The 18073-nt window shown below is 66.3% G+C and carries 13 protein-coding genes; 7 read left to right on the top strand and 6 right to left on the bottom strand.

The annotated features are described in order from the left end of the window. The first annotated feature begins 22 nt into the window (after nucleotides 1-22). From AC07U1_RS03955 to AC07U1_RS03940, 4 genes are read left to right on the top strand one after another with little or no spacing between them, the layout of a single operon-like run. The gene (locus AC07U1_RS03955) at nucleotides 23-1360 is read left to right on the top strand and encodes an MFS transporter (protein WP_495177354.1); all 1338 of its coding nucleotides are present in this window, start codon (nucleotides 23-25) and stop codon (nucleotides 1358-1360) included. 28 nt (nucleotides 1361-1388) lie between these two features. Continuing rightward, nucleotides 1389-2438 (top strand): YncE family protein, encoded by a 1050-nt coding sequence (locus AC07U1_RS03950; protein ID WP_495177355.1) that lies wholly within the window; start codon nucleotides 1389-1391, stop codon nucleotides 2436-2438. Nucleotides 2439-2451: 13 nt separating this feature from the next. After that, nucleotides 2452-5661, top strand: coding sequence for an amidohydrolase family protein (locus tag AC07U1_RS03945; protein ID WP_495177356.1), 3210 nt, complete (start codon nucleotides 2452-2454; stop codon nucleotides 5659-5661). Then, on the top strand, nucleotides 5643-6605 hold the full coding sequence (locus tag AC07U1_RS03940; protein ID WP_495177357.1) for an alpha/beta hydrolase fold domain-containing protein: 963 nt from the start codon (nucleotides 5643-5645) through the stop codon (nucleotides 6603-6605). Before AC07U1_RS03945 ends, AC07U1_RS03940 begins: the two co-directional genes overlap by 19 nt. Here the strand turns inward: AC07U1_RS03940 and AC07U1_RS03935 are convergent, their stop codons facing one another. Beyond that, the gene (locus AC07U1_RS03935) at nucleotides 6606-7796 is read right to left on the bottom strand and encodes a CaiB/BaiF CoA transferase family protein (RefSeq protein WP_495177358.1); all 1191 of its coding nucleotides are present in this window, start codon (nucleotides 7794-7796) and stop codon (nucleotides 6606-6608) included. It lies immediately after the preceding gene. A gap of 326 nt (nucleotides 7797-8122) precedes the next feature. On the opposite strand from AC07U1_RS03935, the gene AC07U1_RS03930 reads away from it, so the two are divergent. Together AC07U1_RS03930 and AC07U1_RS03925 are read left to right on the top strand one after the other, a co-directional pair. Then, entirely contained in the window at nucleotides 8123-10180 is a 2058-nt protein-coding gene (locus AC07U1_RS03930; protein ID WP_056344995.1) for a TonB-dependent siderophore receptor, read from the top strand. Nucleotides 10181-10276: 96 nt separating this feature from the next. Then, nucleotides 10277-12214, top strand: coding sequence for an NAD(P)-binding protein (locus tag AC07U1_RS03925; RefSeq protein ID WP_495177359.1), 1938 nt, complete (start codon nucleotides 10277-10279; stop codon nucleotides 12212-12214). 3 nt (nucleotides 12215-12217) lie between these two features. Here AC07U1_RS03925 and AC07U1_RS03920 read toward each other — a convergent pair whose 3' ends face one another. The 4 genes from AC07U1_RS03920 to AC07U1_RS03905 all read right to left on the bottom strand — a co-directional run bounded on the left by AC07U1_RS03920 (nucleotide 12218) and on the right by AC07U1_RS03905 (nucleotide 15153). Beyond that, the gene (locus AC07U1_RS03920) at nucleotides 12218-12889 is read right to left on the bottom strand and encodes a Fe2+-dependent dioxygenase (RefSeq protein ID WP_495177360.1); all 672 of its coding nucleotides are present in this window, start codon (nucleotides 12887-12889) and stop codon (nucleotides 12218-12220) included. Nucleotides 12890-12900: 11 nt separating this feature from the next. Continuing rightward, complete coding sequence (locus AC07U1_RS03915) at nucleotides 12901-13527, bottom strand: hypothetical protein (protein ID WP_492735383.1); 627 nt, start codon at nucleotides 13525-13527, stop codon at nucleotides 12901-12903. Nucleotides 13528-13657: 130 nt separating this feature from the next. Further along, nucleotides 13658-14740, bottom strand: a complete 1083-nt coding sequence (locus tag AC07U1_RS03910) for a PepSY-associated TM helix domain-containing protein (RefSeq protein WP_495177361.1) — start codon at nucleotides 14738-14740, stop codon at nucleotides 13658-13660. After that, a complete protein-coding gene (locus tag AC07U1_RS03905) occupies nucleotides 14737-15153 on the bottom strand; it encodes a GntR family transcriptional regulator (RefSeq protein WP_492735387.1) in 417 nt (138 codons plus the stop codon). Before AC07U1_RS03905 ends, AC07U1_RS03910 begins: the two co-directional genes overlap by 4 nt. Nucleotides 15154-15432: 279 nt before the next feature. Between AC07U1_RS03905 and AC07U1_RS03900 the strand changes: the two genes are divergently transcribed. Further along, the gene (locus AC07U1_RS03900; protein ID WP_495177362.1) at nucleotides 15433-17172 is read left to right on the top strand and encodes an amidohydrolase; all 1740 of its coding nucleotides are present in this window, start codon (nucleotides 15433-15435) and stop codon (nucleotides 17170-17172) included. Nucleotides 17173-17187: 15 nt separating this feature from the next. On the opposite strand, the gene AC07U1_RS03895 is transcribed toward AC07U1_RS03900, so the two are convergent. Beyond that, on the bottom strand, nucleotides 17188-18051 hold the full coding sequence (locus tag AC07U1_RS03895) for an alpha/beta hydrolase (protein ID WP_495177363.1): 864 nt from the start codon (nucleotides 18049-18051) through the stop codon (nucleotides 17188-17190). Nucleotides 18052-18073 lie beyond the last annotated feature (22 nt).

Below are 18073 nucleotides of genomic sequence, written 5' to 3'. Positions count from 1 at the left end.
CGATGCCGGCAGGGAGACGATGATGTCCGATAGGTCCGGCCTGGCCGGCGTAACGGCCGATCCCGACGCCGCGCCCGCCCCGCGCCCGGCGGCGCCGGACGCGCTCGATCGCCGGACGCGCGCGCGCGCGGCGGTGGCCGGGTCGGCGGGCAATCTGATCGAATGGTATGATTTTTACGCCTATGCCTACACTGCGCTCTATTTCGCCTCTGCTTTCTTTCCCGAAGGCGACCGCACCGCGCAGTTGATCAATGTCGCCGCCATCTATGCGGCGGGGTTCCTGATCCGTCCGCTCGGGGGCTGGTATTTCGGGCGCTATGCCGACCGCCACGGGCGCCGCGCCGCGATGATCGCCTCGGTGCTGCTGATGGGCGCGGGCTCGCTGCTCGTCGCGATCCTGCCGACCTATGCGACGATCGGCGCCGCGGCGCCCGCGCTGCTGCTGGTGGCGCGATTGATGCAGGGCTTTTCGACCGGCGGCCAATATGGCGCGGCGGCGACCTATCTCAGCGAGATCGCCGAGCCGGGCAAGCGCGGCTTTTACGCCTCGTTCCAGTTCGTGACGCTGATCGGCGGACAATTGTTCGCGCTGCTGACGGTCTTCCTGCTGCAGACGGCGATGAGCGACGCGGCGATCCGCGAATGGGGCTGGCGCATCCCCTTTTTCCTCGGGGCGGTGCTGGCCGGGGTGTTCATCCTGTTCCGCGATGCGATGCACGAGACGGCGGAACCAGCGGGCAAGGGCGAGGAGGCGGGATCGCTGCGGACGCTGATGCGGCATCCGCGCGCGATGCTGACGGTGGTGGCGCTCAGCGCGGCGGGGGCGGTGACGCTCTACACCTTCACCACCTATATGCAGAAATATCTGGTCAACACCGCGGGCATGGACGTGACGACCGCCAGCCGGACGATGCTGATCGTCACCTTCGCCTTTCTGCTGCTCCAGCCGGTGCTCGGCATCTTGTCGGACCGGATCGGGCGGCGAACCAACCTCCTGATCTTCAGCGGCGGGATGACGCTGTTCGCGGTGCCGCTGCTCGGTGCGATCGGCAAGGCGCAGACGATGGGCAGCGCGCTGCTGCTGATATTCGCGGCGCTCGCGATCATGAGCTTCTACACCTCGGTCTCGGGGCTGTTCAAAGCCGAGCTGTTCCCCGCCAATGTTCGCGCCCTCGGCGTCGGGCTCGGCCATGCGATCGCGTCGGCGATTTTCGGCGGCACCGCCGAATATGCCGCGCTGACGCTCAAGCAGATGGGGCATGAACAGGTCTTCGCCTGGTATGTCTCGGCGGTCTGCGCGGTCGCGTTCGTCGTCGCGCTGCGCATGCGCGAACCGCGCGCGCACGGCCATCTTCATTGACCCATTCCTCGAAACCGGAGTTCTCCCGATGAAACCGATCTCGCTTCTCTGGGCCGCCGCGCTGTTGTGCGGCGCCCCGGCCCTCGCGCAGGAGGCGGCGCCCGATCTGCCTTATGCGATGACGAACAGCGTGACCCTGCCGAGCGGCGATACCGGCTGGGATTATGTGAAGTTCGAACCCGGCACCTCGCGGCTGTTCATGGCGCGGCTGCACGACGGGCTGACCGTCTATGACGTCGATCGCGGGCAAGCCGTCGCGACGATCGAAAATTCGGTCGGTGCCAACGGCCCGATCCTGCTTCCCCGATATAATCGCGGCTATGTCGCGATGGCCGACGGTTCGCTGCTGAGCTTCGATCTCAAGACGCTGAAAGTCATCGCTCGGACGCCGCTCGCCAGCGATGGCGGGCTCAACAGCGGCTCGCTCGATCCCGCGACGGGGCAGCTTCATATCATCACCGGCACCCGGCCCAGCGAGGCGACCTGGTTCAGCCTCGACGCCGCGACGGGCAAGCTACTGCGGACGACGCGCTTTCCCTTTCGCAAGATGGACGATCCCGCCGCCGACGGCAAAGGCCATCTCTATGCGCCGGCCCGGCTCGACGGCCTCGTCCTCCGGCTCGATTCGGCGACGCTCAAGGAGCAGGCGCGCTGGGACGTCGGCTGCAATGTGTCGAAGATGAAATATCTCGCCGCGACCGACCGCCTGCTCGGCGCGTGCGGCGGCGACAAACCCTCGGTGTTCCTGATGGACCCGGCAAGCGGCGCCATCCTGTCGCGCGTGACGATCGGCAAGGGGCTCGACGCGCTCGCCTATGACGAAGAGCGCGAGCGGATCGTCAGCAGCAATTACGAAGGGTCGATGACGGTCATCCAGCGCGACGGGCCCGACAGCCTGCGTGTCGTCGCCACGATCCGCACCGCGTTCGGCGCCCGCATGATGGACATCGATCATCGCACCGGCCGTCTCTATCTGGTCAATGCGGACTCGACCGATTTTCCCGGCAAGGATGGCGGCGAAGAAGTGACGCGCTACCATCCCGACAGCTTCCGGGTCGAGACATGGCAACCATATTGAAGGGGGCAGCGATATGAAACGCGCGATATGGGGACTGGTGTCGGCATGGGCGCTGGCGATGCCGGTGGCGACCTTCGCCGCCGACGAAACCGCGCTGCCGATGAAGCCCGCAAGAACGCTCGACTATCAGGTGTCGAGCGGCACCTTCATGTCGCTGGCGATCTCGCCCGACGGCAAGACGATCCTCTTCGACATGCTCGGCGAAATCTATGCGTTGCCCGCTGCCGGCGGCAAGGCGGTGCCGATCGCGACGGGCATGGCGTTCGAGGTGCAGCCGACCTTTTCGCCCGACGGGCAATGGATCGCCTATGTCAGCGATCGCTCGGGCGGCGACAATGTCTGGATCGCGCGCACCGATGGCAGCGGCGCGCGGCGGATCAGCGACGAAGACGAGGGCGCGGTGCGCACCTCGCCCGAATGGAGTGCCGACGGAAAGTCGATCTATGTCAGCCGCTACCGTATCCGCATCGATCGCTATGAATTGTGGCGCCATCCGGTCGATGGCGGGCCGGGCGAACTGGTTGCGCCGGCCAAGCCGTCCGCCGATGCACCGCGCGATGCCTGGCAAAGCACGCTTGGCGCCGCGGCGTCGCGCGACGGCAAATATCTCTATTTCGCTCGCCGCGTCGGTGACAATGATTTTGCCGAACCGGTGGCATGGACGATCGTCCGCCGCGATCTGGCCACCGGCGCCGAACAGACCGTCGTCGGCAATTCGGGCGGGCGCGAGGCGGGGAAGGAGACTTTTTTCCGACCGGCGATTTCGCCCGACGGCAGCAAACTCGCCTATGCGACGCGGCGGTTAGCGGAGACGCGGCTGCGGTTGCGCGACCTCGCGACCGGCGACGACCGCGATCTGGGCCCCGCGCCCGCCGACCTGATGAACGGCGCGGCCTCGCTCGACCTGATCCCGCGCTATGCCTTCACGCCTGATGGGCAGGCGATCCTGATCGCCTGGCAGGGGCGGATCGAGCGGCGGCCGATCGACGGGGCGGCGGCGACGTCGGTGCCCTTCACCGCGCGGCTGAAGCTGGCGGTCGGCCCGAGCACCCGGATCGGTTTTCGCGAAGACACCGGCCCGGTGCGCGCCAAATTGTTGCAGGGGACGTCGCCGTCGCCCGACGGCCAGCGCGTCGCCTATGCCGCGCTCGGCAGCGTCTATGTCCAGCCGGTCGATGGCGGCAACGCGCTGCGCCTGCCGATCAGCGGCGAACCCGCCTCGCTGCCGGGCTGGAGTCCGGACGGGTCGCGCATCGCCTATGTCACCTGGAGCGAGCGCGCGGGCGGTGCGGTGTGGAGCATCGCCGCCGACGGGTCGGGGGCGCCGGTGAAGGTCAGCGATGTTTCGGCCTTTTACACCCACCCGGCTTACACGCCCGATGGTGCGAATATCCTCGCGGTCCGCTCGCCGGCGGCGGCGCGGCAACAGACCAGCTTCGAATTCGGCACGGTGCGCCCCGCCGACCTCGTGGCATTGCCTGCGGCGGGTGGGCCGGCGCGGGTCGTTACCAGCGGCGCGCTCGGCCAGCGGCCGCATTTCGTACGCGGCGAACCGGGTACGACCTATCTGCTCGGCAGCGACGGGCTGGTCGCCGTCGATCTGGCACGCGGTACGCAGCGTGTCGTCGCGTCGGTGAAGGCGCAGGATTATTATTTTACCGAGCGGCTCGCCGACGCCGACGACTTGCGGATCAGTCCCGACGGCCAATGGATCGCGGCGCAGACGAGCGAACAGCTGTATGTGCTGCCCATGCCCGCCGATCCCAAGGCGATGGTCGACCTGACTGCCGCCGACACGACGGGGCGGAAGGTCACGCGCATGGGTGCCGACTTCTTCGACTGGCGCGCCGACGGCAGCCTGATCTGGACGGTTGGCAACTATTTGCAGGTCCTGCCTGACGCCAAGGCGGCCCCGCCCGCGAAACATGTCGAACTCGTCGCCGAAATGCCGCGCGCCCGGCCGAAGGGCAGCCTGTTGCTGCGCGGTGGGCGGGCGCTGACGATGGCGGGCGGCGACAAGATCGTCGAGGATGCCGACATCTTGATCACCGGCGACCGGATCGTGGCGATCGGGCCGCGCGGCAGCTTTGCGGTGCCGAGCGGCACGCCCGAGCGTGAACTGGGCGGCAAGACCGTCGTCCCGGGCTTCATCGACGATCATGACCATATCGGCGGGGTGCGCCGCAACGTCATCGGTTACGACGAATGGGACCTGCCGGCGCGGCTTGCCTTCGGCGTGACGACCTCCTTCGACCCCTCGACGCTGGGCATCGACCAGATCGCCTATCAGGACCTGATCGATGCGGGGCTGGTGATCGGGCCGCGGCTCCGCTCGACCGGCCCGGCGCTCTTCTCCAAGGAACGCTTCACCTCGCTCGACCAGGTGCGCGACGTGCTGCGCCGTTATCGCGACGCCTGGGGGCTGCGCAACATCAAGCAATATCGCGGAGAGAGCCGAACCGTGCGGCAATGGATCGCGATGGCGGCGCGCGAACAGGGCATCGTCCCGACGACCGAGGGCAGCCATAATCCCAAGCTGATGCTGACCCAGATCATCGACGGCTATGCCGGCAACGAACATGCGTTGCCGATCACGCCGTTCGGCGAGGATGTCGTCGGCCTCTATCAGCGCATGCGCACCAGCTATGTTGCGACGCTGCTCATCAACACCAGCGGTCCGTCGGGGCGGCATTATTATGTGTCGATGCACGATCCCGCGCTTGATCCCAAGGTGCGACATTTCTGGTCGCCGTCGGCGATCGCGCACAAGCTCGGTTTCCGGCCCTGGGGTTCGCTCGCGGCGTCGCGCATGCCCGCGCTGGCCGCCGATGCGGCCAAGCTCGCCGAAAGCGGCGCGCTGGTCGGCATGGGATCGCACGGCGACGAGCCGGGGATCGGCTTTCACTACGAAATGGAGGGCCATGCGCTCGGCGGGATGAAGCCGATGGCGGTGCTGCACGCGGCGACCGCGGGGGCGGCGGAGACGATCGGGCGCCTTGCCGACATGGGCACCATCGAACCGGGCAAATATGCCGACCTCGTGGTGTTCGACGAAGACCCGCTGACCGACATCCGCAAGACGATGTCGGTCAAACTGGTGATGCGCGGCGGGCAATTGTTCGACGCCGCGACGCTCGACGAATTGTGGCCGACCGCGCGCAAGATGCCCGCGTCGCCCTACATCGACGCTGAGAGGGACGCGCAATGGCTGCCGGTAAAATGATGATCGACCCCGAAATCGCGGAATTTCTGGCGATCATGAAGCAGCGCTGGGCGGCGCATCCGCCGTTCGACACGCTGGACTTCCCCGAACAGCGCGCGGTGTCGGAGGCGGTGCGCGCGCACTGGACGGCGGGCGGTCCGGTCATGGCGGAGACGTTCGAACGCCGCTTCGACGCCGGTGCGGGGGAATTGCGCGTCCGCGTCTACCGGCCCGAAGGGGTGGCGGTGCCCGCGCCGGCGCTCGTCTATCTCCACGGCGGCGGCTTCACCCTGTTCTCGATCGACACGCACGACCGGCTGATGCGCGAATATGCCGCGGCGGGCGGCTTCGTGGTGATCGGCGTCGATTATCCGCTGTCGCCCGAACATAAATATCCTGTCGCGCTCGACCGGATCGAGGCGCTGATGCTGGGGCTCGTGGCGCATGGCGCGACGCTGGGGATCGATCCGGCGCGGATCGCGATGGGCGGCGATTCGGCGGGCGCCAATCTCTGCTTCGCGACCGCGCTGCGGCTGCGCGCGCGAGGCGAGGGCGGCCTCGTCCGTGCGATCCTTTCCAACTATGGCTATTTCACGCCCGCGGTCTCCGACCGTGCCGAGGCACTTTTCGGCGGGCCGGGGTCGATCATGGACCGCGCTGAGGCGCAGGGCTATTATGCCAATTATCTCGTCGACAGCGCGGCGGGCGCGCAAGATCCCTTCGCCTGTCCGATCCACGCCGAACTCGCCGGCCTGCCGCCCGTGCTGCTGGTGATCCCCGAATGCGACCTGCTGACCGAGCAGTCGATCGCGATGGAAGCGCGGCTCGAAGCCGCGGGGGTCGATACCGAGGCGCGCATCTATGCCGGGGCGACGCACAGCTTTCTGGAGGCGATGTCGATCGCCGAGGTCGCGCGCCGTGCGATCCGCGACGGTGCCGCCTTCATCCGCCGCCGTATCGGCTGATCAGGCCGCGCCGACGACGCCGCTGTCGATGAGCGTGTCGATCTCGCCTTCGTCGAGCCCCGCCTCGCGCAGGATCGCACGGCTGTCGGCGCCCAGCGCGCGCGGCGCGACGTCGGGAAGCGGCGCGACGCCGTCGAACAGCACTGGCTGCGGCAGCGTGCGCCTGATGCCGTCGGGATAGTCCGCCGGCACGTCGAAAAAGCCGATCTCGGCCAGATGCGGGTCGTCGAGCAGGCCGGGCAGGTCGGGGACACGCGAGCAGGGAATGTCGCGCGCCGAAAGCGCGTCGAGCCATGCGGCGGTCGTCCGCGCCGGCAGGCTCTCGGCGACGATCGCATAGAGGGTGTCGATATGCGCGGGACGTTGGCGCGGGTCGGCGAACCACGGCTGCGCGATGACTTCGTCGCGGCCGACCTCGGTCAGGAAGGACCGCCACTGCCGGTCGGTATAGGGCAGCACCGCGATCCAGCCGTCCGCCGTGCGGAACGGCCGGCGATTGGGCGACAGGATGCGCGGATAGCCGGGTTCGCCGTCGGTCGCGAAGGTCGCGCCCGCGAGATGCTCGTTGAGCAGGAAGGCGGCGAGCGCCTCGAACATCGGAACCTCGACCTTGATCGCGCCGCTCCGCCCGTTCGCGCGCGCGACCAGCGCCGCCATGATGCCATAGACGGCATGCAGCGCCGCGACCTTGTCGGCGAGCACCGTCGGCACGAAGCGCGGATCGGCGCCGGTCGCCGCTTCGAGTCCCGCCAGCCCGCTTGCCGCCTGGATGATGTCGTCGAACGCCGGGCGGTCGCGATAGAGCCCGCGCTGCCCGAAACCGATCGCGGCGCAATGGATGATGCCGGGGTTGATCGCCGCGACCGCATCGAAACCCAGTCCCAGCCGCTCGGCGGCATCGACACGCATATTGTGGAAGAGAACATCGGCGGTGCCGATCAGCCGGTCGAGAGCGGCTTTGCCTTCGGGTTTCTTGAGGTCGATCGCGAGCATCCGTTTGTTGCGGTTGTTGTTGAGGAACAGGGCGCCGCCGCCGGGACCGGCGGGATGGGCGTGGCGCGCGATGTCGCCCTCGAGAGCTTCGACCTTGATCACCTCGGCGCCAAGGTCGGCGAGGATCTGGCCGGCATAGGGGCCGAGCACGACCGCGCCGACCTCGATGATCCGGACCCCTTGCAACAGCGGCAGCATGTCTCTCTCCCTTGGTGATTTTGTTCCCATATAGAGACTAGAATTATCACAAATAGAGATAAAATCTTGCCTTCTGGCAATATGTGCTACCCGGTTCCGGGGGCGTTCGGGTCGCGATGACCGCCGCATTATCCGCAGTTAGCCGCGGGTAAGCGCGTATCGGGAAGCAAAATCCACCCATCAAAGTCGGCTTTTACCCGAATCCGGACAACCACAGAATTTCAGGCGATCTACACTGGCGTGACAAATTCAAGACGACCGGGGAATTTTTGGCTTAGACCGACAGAAAGAAAAGGGGGCGTAAGATGCGCGTTTGTCTAGATCGTATGGCTGTGATGCGGGGATCGTTCGGGGTGTCATTGCTGGCGCTGGCCTGCGCGCAGCCGGCCTATGCCCAGTCCGAACCGACCGATGAATCCGATATCGTGGTGACCGCGACCGCGTCCACGGCGACCAAGACCGACACCCCCATATTGCGCATTCCGCAGGCGATCGAGGTCGTGACGGTCGAGGAGATGCAGGACCGCGGTGCGCAGAACATTCGCGAAGCGCTGAAGTACACGGCGGGCGTCTACAACGGCGGCGACGATTCGCGCGGCGATTTCAACATCGTCCGCGGCTTTGAATCGGTGCTCTATGTCGACGGGCTGAAGCGCAACTATGGCTTCGTCTATATGCCGCGCCCCGAAATCGCGACGCTCGAACGCGTCGAGGTCCTCGTCGGCCCGGCCTCGGTGCTCTACGGCGCGGGCAGCTCGGGCGGCCTCACCAACATGCAGAGCAAGCGTCCGCAGTTCGACTTCGGCGGCAGCGCCAGCGTCAGCTATGGCACCTTCGATCGCAAGGAAGCGACCGTCGACGTCACCGGGCCGCTGAGCGATACGCTCGCCGCGCGCTTCGTCGGCGTGGTGCGCGATTCGGACTCGCGCATGGACTTCACGCGCAACGACCGCATCGTCGCGCAGGGCGCGCTGACCTGGCGGCCGGGCGACCGCACCGACATCACCGCGATCGGCATCTATCAGGAAGATCACAACCCGCCGAACTATAATGTCATGCCGATCGTCGGATCGCTTTTCGCGCTTCCGGGACAGCGCATCCGGAACTCGAGTTTCTTCGGCGAGCCGGGAATCAACCGCGGTGACAAGGAATATACCGCGGTCTCGCTGCTCGCGACCCACGAATTTTCGGATGCGTTCAGCTTCCGCAGCTCGAGCCGCTATACCTGGGCCAATACCAAGCAGGCCGAATATTATCTGGCCACCTATCTCAGCCCGGGTGGCCCATTGGACCCCTTCCTTCCCGGCACCACGATGGTTCCGCGCAACCTGTTCGCGATCAACATCAAATATCGGACGTTCAACACCGACAATGGCGTGGCGTTCAAGTTCGACACCGGTCCGGTCTCTCACCAGCTGCTCGCCGGCGTCGACTATTCATACTTCAAGCAGGTATCGGGACAGGCGTTCATCGAGAACGCCGGCGCGATCGACGTCTATAATCCGGTTTATGGCAACGCCCCCACGCCGGTCTTCAACTTCTTCAACACCCAGATTCTGAAGCAGACCGGCTTCTATCTGCAGGACCAGGTGGATTTCGGTGAAGTGGCGTCGCTCGTCCTCGGCATCCGGCGCGACCGCTACTCGAAGGTGGATGTTGGTCAGCCGGTGGAAATCACCAAAAAGACGACCAAGCGTGCCGGCTTGACCATCAATGCCACGTCGACGCTGGCGCCCTATATCAGCTATTCGGAATCCTTCCTGCCGATCTCGGGCCTCAACCAGTTCGGTAGCACCTACCAGCCGCTGTCGGGTAAGCAGAAGGAAATCGGGATCAAGTGGCAGCCGCTCCGCACAACGATGCTGCGCGTGTCGCTATACGATCTGAAGGAAAACAATGCGCTCCGCACCGATCCGGCCAATCCGCTGAATCAGATCCAGACCGGCTCGGTCAAGTCGAAGGGCGTTGAGTTTCAGGCCAACCACAATGTCGCCGACGACTTTTCGCTCACCGCGGCCTTCTCCTATGGCAAGGTCCGGCTTTCGGGTGAGGGGCGTCAACGCGACGATACCCCGAAATATCTCGCCAGCATCTTCGGCACCAAGACGGTCGAACTCACCGGCGACATCGACATGCGCCTTGGTGGCGGTGTGCGCTATCAGGGCAAGCAGACGTCGGACCCCTTCGGTGGCGCCTTCGTCGTCGAAACGCCCAGCTACACGCTGGTCGATGCGCTGGTCGCCTTCGACTACAAGGCTTGGACGCTGCAGTTCAACGCGATCAACCTGTTCGACGACGTCTATTATCCGAGCTGCTCGGCCTTCGGGTCGTGCGCCAATGGCGAACCGCGCACGGTGCAGGGGACGCTGAGCTTCCGGTTCTGAACCGAGCATAGCCAAGGTCTTCATGGGGCGGCGGCCGGGGCATCCCCGGCCGCCGTTTTTCTTGGGGCGGACGTGACGCCGAGGAGAGGCAAGACGATGAGCGGACAAAGGTCGGACGAATTGCTGGGCATGGGCAGCCGCATCACGCGGCGCGATTTCTTCAACGGCGCGATGGTGGCGAGCGGCGCGGCGCTGGTTGCGGGTTGCGGTGGCGGACAGGGCGCCGCCGCCGACGGCCCATGGGCGCCCTCGGGTTCGTCCTGGACCGGCTATGGCGGGGTCGGCGACTATGCCTGGTCGAACGGCAATACGCAGGCAGTGGTCGATGCCGCGCACGGCATCCGCGATCGCCTTTACCCCGATCCCGCGACGAAGCCGATCGACGAGGATTTCGATCTGGTGATCGTCGGCGGCGGCTTCTCCGGCATGACCGCAGCCTATGAATTTTCAAAGCGCGCCGGCGAGGGCGCGACCTGCCTGCTCCTCGACAATCATCCGGTGGTCGGCGGCGAGGCGAAGCAGAATGAATTCGACGTCGATGGCCACCGCCTGGTCGCGCCGCAGGGATCGAACGGCGCGATCGTTCCGCACGACAATTATGTGCGCGGCAGCTTTGGCGAAGGCACTTATGACATCTTCACCGACTATTATCGCGAGTTCGGCCTGCCGACGAAATATGACCTCGAACCGCTCGGCGGCGGCGCCGAGAAATATGAACTGACCGACTATCATTTCGGTCCGATGGCCCCGGCGTGGGAAAAGGCTTACGCCACCGGCTATCATTTCCCGGGCACCGGCTGGGTCGCCAATCCGACGACCGATGGCTTTGCAAAGACGCCCTGGCCGGGATCGGCGCAGAAGCAGCTCGACGATTTCGTCGCCGACCGCCGCGATGTCCTGTCAGGGGTGGCGAATCCGGAAGCCTGGCTCGATACGCTCACCTATTACCAGCTGCTCGACAAGCTCGGCTATGGCACCGAGGTCCGCAATTATATCGATCCCGGCATCGCGGTCGGCAATTACGGCGTCTGCGGCAGCGGCATTTCGGCCTTCGCGGCGCACCGGTTGCGGCTGCCCGGCACGACGATCAAGGACAAGGTGATTTCCTCGTCCGACATCGGCCTCGTCTCCTTTCCGGGCGGCAACACCGCCTTCATGCGGATCATGCTGCAACGGATGATTCCCGGTGCGATCCGGACGCAGGAACAAGGGCCGCTGGCCCCGGTCGGCGGCACGATCGACCCCGCGAAGCTCGACCGCGCGGGCAACAAGATCCGCATCCGCTCGGGCTCGACCGCGATCGACGTGCGCCATCCGGGCGATCCGGCCAAGGCCGATCATGCGATCGTCAGCTATGTGCGCGATGGCAAGGTTCGCCGCGTTCGTGCCAGGGCGGTCGTCATGGCGTCGGGCGGCTGGGTGAACCGCAATATCGTTTCCGACATGCCGAACGATCACCGCAAGGCCTATGGCGAATTCCAATATGGGCCGGTGATGGTCGCCAATGTCGCGCTCCGCAACTGGCGCTTTTTCGACAAGCTCGGCTTCACCAACACGCGCTGGTTCGATGCGCTCGGTTGGCAGACATCGATCCGGCGCAATGTCGATATGGGCGGGGCGCAGGCCTTCACCCCCGACAGCCCGACGGTGCTGACCTTCTACATCCCCTTCCTGCATCCCGATCTGCCCGGTCCGCAGCAGGGGCCGGCGGCGCGCGCGCGGCTGTTCGCGACCAGCTATGCCGATTTCGAACGCCAGCTGCGCGAGCAATTGACCGCCGGTTTCGCCGCCGCGGGTTTCGACGCGAAGCGCGACATCGCCGGGATCATCCTCAACCGCTGGGGCCACGCCTATGTCGCGCCGCAGCCGGGGTTCTACTTCGGCCGCGACGGCGCGCCGCCGCCTTCGGACGTGATCCGCAAACCGCACGGGCGCATCGTCTTCGCGCACTCCGAACTGCTCGGCGAAATGGCGATGGCGCACGCGATGCACGAGGCGCATCGCGCGGCGGGGCAGGTCATGGCGATGCTGTAGGGATCAGGTTTCGGCCCACATCCGCCACAGGTCGCTGGTGTTGCGCGTCAGCGTATCGAACGCCGCGCTCTTGCCGCTCTCGGCGAACATCGTCGCGCGCAGATTTTCCAGCTCGAACAATATGCGGCGCTTGTCGGCCTCGCGCACCAGGCTCTGGATCCAGCCGACCGCGACGTCGCGCTGGCCTGAGACGACTTTGGCGACCTGGTGCACCGAATTGGCGGGATAGAGGATCGCGGCCCCGGCGGGCAGCTTGAACGATCGCGTACCGGCGGGCTCGTCGATCTCCAGCTCGCCACCCTCGTAACTGTTGGGATCGGAGAGGAAGAGCGTATAGGCGAGATCGATGCGCGTCTGCGGCGCTTCGCCCATCAGGGCGTTGTCGACGTGCGGGCCGTAACCCATGCCCTCGGTATAGCGGCTGAACAGCACCGGCCGCATCGTGCGCGGCATCGCCGCCATCGCGAAAAAGCGATTGGCCGCCAGCGCTTCGGTGACCGCCGCCTGCATTGCGGCATAGTCCTTCGAATCGCCCGCGACCTGCTTGTTTTCCTTCACCCCCGACGCAGCCCAGCCGGCGGTTTCGCGTCCGTCGATGAAGCGCTGCCTGTCCATCATGGCGACCAGCTTGTTCAGCTGGTCGCCAGTCAGGATATCGGGGATGCAAATCAGCAAGATGCCGTTCCCTACATGTCGGGCGCGGCGCCTTTCTTCAGCGCGTGCGCCTTGCCCGAAACGGTGCCGTCGGGCTTCACCATCGCGACGCTATCCATCACGAAGAACATTGTATAGCAGCCCGTGATCTGGGTCTTGCCGGCCCAGGCGATATCGACGCACAGCTTGTTGTCCTCGGCCTTCCAACTGCCGGTTACCGGCTCGTTGACCTGTGCACTGCACACGCCCTCGTACAGGAGCAGGCCGTCGCCGGGGATTTCCGTCTTGGGGCATTTCTTCACATCGACCGCATCGTAACGGATGTTGTAGCCGCCCACCTTGCCGTTGGCGCTGTACTGGTGCGCATAATGATAGGGGATGGCGAGGGTGTTGCCGGTCAGCGCCTTGCCGATCTGCTCGGTGGTCAGCGCCGGAAAGGACAAAGTCGGCCAGACGCGGTGCGAGCCGATGCCATTCTCGCCGCCTTCGCCGGCCAGCATCAGCGACAGCGCCTTGTCGAAACCGGTCGGATAGACCAGCTCGCTCGGCTGCGGTGCCTGCGGCGCGTTGGGATCGGCCGCCGTCGCCGGCACCGCCATCGTCGTCGCGGCCGCGGCGCCCGCCGCCACCGTCCATAGCTTCATCGTGAACTTCTGCATGTCAAAGACCTCCCTATCGACGACCCAGCCGGCGCCCGATGCGCCGAATCCGCCCTTTGCGAACTCAGCACATCGGGACGGGGTGGTCAGCAGGGTCTTTGGGTAAGCGGGGGGTTCGAAGGGTAATGGGTCAGCCGCGCGCGCGCCGGCGCCACCAGAGCAGCACGCCGAGGACGATGGTGACCGCCAGCCACAGCCCGGTCGCGAGCGACAGGATACGGCCGGCGAGGCCGAGGCCTTCTCCGGTGTGGAGTGGATAGAAGGAAGCGACGACGATCTGGCTCATGCTCGCGTCGGTGATCGGCCAGGCGCCGCGGATGCTGCCGTCATTCGCGTCGACGATGACCAGGCTGCCGCCATAGCCGCCGCGATACAGCTCGCCCGGCGCCCGCACCCAGGCATGATAGCTGGCGTCCCCGGCTGAGGGCATGGTGGTGCCGACGAAGCGGCTGCCCGGGATCGCGGCGACCGCTGCGCGCGACGCGGCGGCGAAACCGACCGGCTGGCCGGTGGCGCGATTGGGGGGCAGGCTGACCTCCTCGGCACCGACGAGGTCGCGCACCTGTTCCTCGAACATCACCAGCGTGCCGGACGCTATGATGATCAGGGCGGGGATACCGGCCCACAGGCCCAGCGCCTTGTGCCAGCTATAATAGCCGGCGGTCGAACCCCGCCGCCCGCGCGGGCGCAGCGCCTGGCGCCATTGGCCGCGTTTCGGCCAGGCGACGATCAGGCCGAAGATCAGGTTGGTCAGCAGCAACACCCCGCTGACCGCGAGAATCCAATGACCGGCGGTCCCGGCGACGAGCGTCAGATGGACCTCGCGCATCAGCCCGAGGAAGCTGTAATCGTCGGCGGGGGCGTTGCGGAGCATCGTTCCGGCGCCGTCGATATAGGCCTTGCGGCTGACGCCCGCCGAATCATCGTGCAGGATGATATAGCGATCGGACAGCCCGGCGGTGGTCCAGATCCAGTCGACCCTCGCCTTGCCGCCCGCCTCCGCCAGCGTCTCGATCCGCCGCTCGATCGCCGCCGGATCGGTGGGCACGTGCCGCGTCGACAGCATCGCGTCCTCGGCCTCGAAGTGAAAGGTCAGCAGGATTCCCGTCACCGCCTGGACAAGCCAGATCGCAGCGGCGGCAAGCCCCAGCCAGCGGTGCAATTTCACTAGGGTCCGGCGTGTCGTTCCGCTGGCCGGCAAAATATCGGTCATCCCTGGTCTTTCTTTTGAGGCTCTAAAGAAGCGCCGGGCGCAGCGGACGCAAGCCGGAAAGCTGCCCGGTCTCGTCGAGGCTTGCGAAAGCGATAGCCGACCCCGCAGGTGCCCGCATCGGGCGGTGGCGTCGTCGCCGATACCCGGGGCAGCCCCGCTGCAACCGCCGTGCCGCTGGTGCCGAGGCTCGCAAGCCAACCCTGCGCAATCAGATATGCATAGGCCGACACCACCGTTTTCCGGTTGAGGCCCAGGGTCTCCGCCAAATAGCGGCTGCTCGGCAGCCAGGCGCCCGGCATCAGCCGTCCGGCCTCGATGTCGTGGATGATCGCGCTCGCGATCTGGCAATGGAGCGCCTCGCGACGCCTGCGGTCGATGCGGTCGCGCAGGCCGACGTGCCAGTTTTGCAGCATTGCTTCCTCCGCCCGCTGTGCCGAGCGGCCACTATCCGGTGCGCGGCGGGACCGCGAAAGCGACGCGACGGGTAAGGCCGGTCAATATTGGGGAAGGGGCGCCGCGGGGGCGGCAAAGGCTTACCCGTCTTCGCCCGCGACTACCCCGGATTTGGATTCGATCCGCAGACGGCTTGCTGGTCATATCGTCGAAGCGCCGCGCCGCTTCGCACGCGCAAATTGATGTCCATCGAAAGCCGGACCTGCAACAAGGTCCATCCAGCGTCCTCGGGAGTGAACATGTCGAAACCTGCCGTCTCCGCCGCTCTCGCCCTCGCGCTGGCCCTGTCCGCCGGCACCGCCGCCGCCCGCGACAAGGCGCCGGCCGACCTGATCCTGACCAATGCACGGGTCTACACGGTCGAGGACAAGCAGCCCTGGGCGGAGGCCGTGGCGATCCGGGACGGCAAGATCGTTGCGGTCGGCAGCATCGCCGCGGTCGGCAAGCTGCGCGGCGCGGCGACGCGCACCGTCGACCTTGGCGGCAAGCTGGTCCTGCCCGCCTTCGGCGACGCGCATGTCCATCCGCTGTTCGGCGCGCTCAGCCGCTCGCGCTGTCCGCTCCAGGACGGCAAGACGATCGCCGATTATCAGGCGCTGATCGCCAAATGCGTCGCGGCGGTGCCGGGCGACGGGGCGATCTATGGCATCGGCTGGAGCGACGCGCTGTTTCCACCGAGCGGCATTCCGAACAAGGCCCTGCTCGACGCGGTGTCGACGACACGCCCGCTGATCTTCGAATCGACGGGCGGCCATACCTATTGGCTCAATTCGAAAGCGCTCGCGGTCGCCGGGATCACCCGCGATACCAAGGATCCGGCAAACGGGACGATCGACCGCGACCCCGCCACCGGCGAACCCGTCGGCAGCCTCCAGGAAGCGGCGATGGATCTGGTCAAACATATGATCCCGCCGCCGTCGGCGGCCGAAATCCAGAATTCGATCCTTTATGTCGCCGACCATTTCAACAGCCTCGGCATCGTCAGCTGGAACGACGCCGGGGTCGAATATGATGCCGATGGCGGCAGCGCGATGGTCGACGCCTATAAGGCGGTGCTCGACGCGGGGAAACTGACCAGCCATGTCGCGGTGTCGCTCAAGTGGAAGAATGAACAGGGCATGGAACAATTGCCCGGCCTGCTGCGCGCCGCCGAGCGCGCGAACCGCCTCGGCATTTCAACGCATACGGTCAAATTCTACGTCGACGGCGTGATCCCGCAAAAGACCGCCTTCATGCTCGCGCCCTATGAGAATAGCGGCGACGAGCGCGGCACGCCGCAGATCGCGCCCGACCTCCTGAAACAGGCGGTCACCGCCGTCGATGGCAAGGGCATGCACGCCTTCCTCCACGCGATCGGCGACGGCGGGGTGCATATCTCGCTCGACGCGATCGAGGCGGCGCGCAAGGCGAACGGCGCCAGGCCGACGCACCATATGATCACCCATATGAATGTCGTCGATCCCGCCGACCAGCCGCGCTTCGGCAAGCTGTCGACCTTCGCGCAGTTCCAGCCGACCTGGGCGTCCTGGTACGACTATATGGAGCTGACCGTGGCCGCGATCGGGCCGAAGCGCGCGACCTATATCTACCCCGCCGGCAGCATCGTCCGCGCCGGCGGCAAGCTCGCTTATGGGGCCGACTGGCCGGTCGGCGGCGCCAACCCGCTCGAAGGCATCGAGGTCGCGATGACCCGCCGCACCGCGGGCGACCCGAACGCCAAACCGCTTCTGCCTGACGAAGGCGTCAGCCTGAAGGAAGCCATCGCCAGCCACACGATCAACGTCGCTTATGTCAACGGCTTCGACGCCGTCACGGGTTCGATCAAGACCGGCAAGAGCGCCGACCTCGTCGTGCTCGACAAGGACATCTTCAACCTGCCGACCTATGAAATCTCGAAGACGAAGGTGCTGGTCACCCTTTTCGAAGGCAAGCCGGTGTTCGGCGACTGGAACGACGCGGCAAGTCCCGCCGCCCGCTAGGGCGGGACCGCGCGGTCAGGGCCAGCGCATCGCCGCGCGCATCACCGCGGTGATCGACCGGTGCGGCACGCTGATGTGCGTTTCGCCATCGAGCATCAGCAGTTCGCTGCGCAATCCCACCCCCGATAACGGTGCCAGGCGTGCCGCCAGCGCGGCGGTGTCCGGCGCGATCGAGGCGTCGCTTTCGAGCGCCCCGGCGATGAGCAACAGACGCGTGCGCCGCGCCCATGCGCCATCCTTGCCCACCCGCGCTCGCCAGGCAGCTTCTTCGGTGAGGATCGCCTGATCGTCCCACCAGATCGACGGGCTCGCGGCGACGATTGTGTCGAAGGCGCCGGGGTGGGTGTAGAAGAGGTGGAGCGCGAACAGCCCGCCCAGCGAATGGCCGAACAGCGCCTGGCGCCCGGGATGGACGGCAAAGCGCCGTTCGATCGCGGGTTTGAGTTCGCCGAGCAGGAAGGCGCGAAACGCGTCGCGACCGCCCGATGGATAGGCCGCGTACAGCTGCTTCAGCGCCGGGGTTGCGATCGGCGCGGTGAAGTCCTGCATCCGGCGCGGATCGTAAATCTGGTCGCCGGGATGGCCCACCCCGACGACGATCATCTTGTCGAGTCCGCGGCCCCCGAAGCCCTGAACGCGCCGCGTCTCGGCGAAGCCCGCGAACATCGCATTGCCGTCGAGGACATAGAGGACCGGATAGCCGCCCTCGGGCGCCGGGCCCGCCGGACGCGAGACGAAGATGCGGTAGGTCCGGCCGGTGGCCGAGACCATGTCCCATGTCTCGGTTTCGGGCATCGCATAGGACGCGGCCGGCGGCAGCGCGGCGGTGACGGATGCGGAGGAAAGCGCGAGCGCGAGACCGGCGGCGATGGCTTTCATGTCTGTCCTCCTTCGGGCCGCC

The organism is Sphingopyxis sp. GW821-FHT02C12 (assembly GCF_059421785.1).
The sequence above is the reverse complement of the archived record's forward strand: the minus strand, read 5'-3'. Positions and strand labels throughout refer to the sequence as shown.

What these genes read in the sequence shown, in the direction of transcription:
- AC07U1_RS03950 (WP_495177355.1), top strand. Translation starts at nt 1,389, where the DNA reads ATGAAACCGATCTCGCTTCTCTGGGCCGCCGCGCTGTTGTGCGGCGCC.
- AC07U1_RS03935 (WP_495177358.1), bottom strand. Translation starts at nt 7,796, where the DNA reads ATGCTGCCGCTGTTGCAAGGGGTCCGGATCATCGAGGTCGGCGCGGTC.
- AC07U1_RS03910 (WP_495177361.1), bottom strand. Translation starts at nt 14,740, where the DNA reads ATGACCGATATTTTGCCGGCCAGCGGAACGACACGCCGGACCCTAGTG.
- AC07U1_RS03940 (WP_495177357.1), top strand. Translation starts at nt 5,643, where the DNA reads ATGGCTGCCGGTAAAATGATGATCGACCCCGAAATCGCGGAATTTCTG.
- AC07U1_RS03905 (WP_492735387.1), bottom strand. Translation starts at nt 15,153, where the DNA reads ATGCTGCAAAACTGGCACGTCGGCCTGCGCGACCGCATCGACCGCAGG.
- AC07U1_RS03925 (WP_495177359.1), top strand. Translation starts at nt 10,277, where the DNA reads ATGAGCGGACAAAGGTCGGACGAATTGCTGGGCATGGGCAGCCGCATC.
- AC07U1_RS03945 (WP_495177356.1), top strand. Translation starts at nt 2,452, where the DNA reads ATGAAACGCGCGATATGGGGACTGGTGTCGGCATGGGCGCTGGCGATG.
- AC07U1_RS03895 (WP_495177363.1), bottom strand. Translation starts at nt 18,051, where the DNA reads ATGAAAGCCATCGCCGCCGGTCTCGCGCTCGCGCTTTCCTCCGCATCC.
- AC07U1_RS03930 (WP_056344995.1), top strand. Translation starts at nt 8,123, where the DNA reads ATGGCTGTGATGCGGGGATCGTTCGGGGTGTCATTGCTGGCGCTGGCC.
- AC07U1_RS03915 (WP_492735383.1), bottom strand. Translation starts at nt 13,527, where the DNA reads ATGCAGAAGTTCACGATGAAGCTATGGACGGTGGCGGCGGGCGCCGCG.
- AC07U1_RS03900 (WP_495177362.1), top strand. Translation starts at nt 15,433, where the DNA reads ATGTCGAAACCTGCCGTCTCCGCCGCTCTCGCCCTCGCGCTGGCCCTG.
- AC07U1_RS03955 (WP_495177354.1), top strand. Translation starts at nt 23, where the DNA reads ATGTCCGATAGGTCCGGCCTGGCCGGCGTAACGGCCGATCCCGACGCC.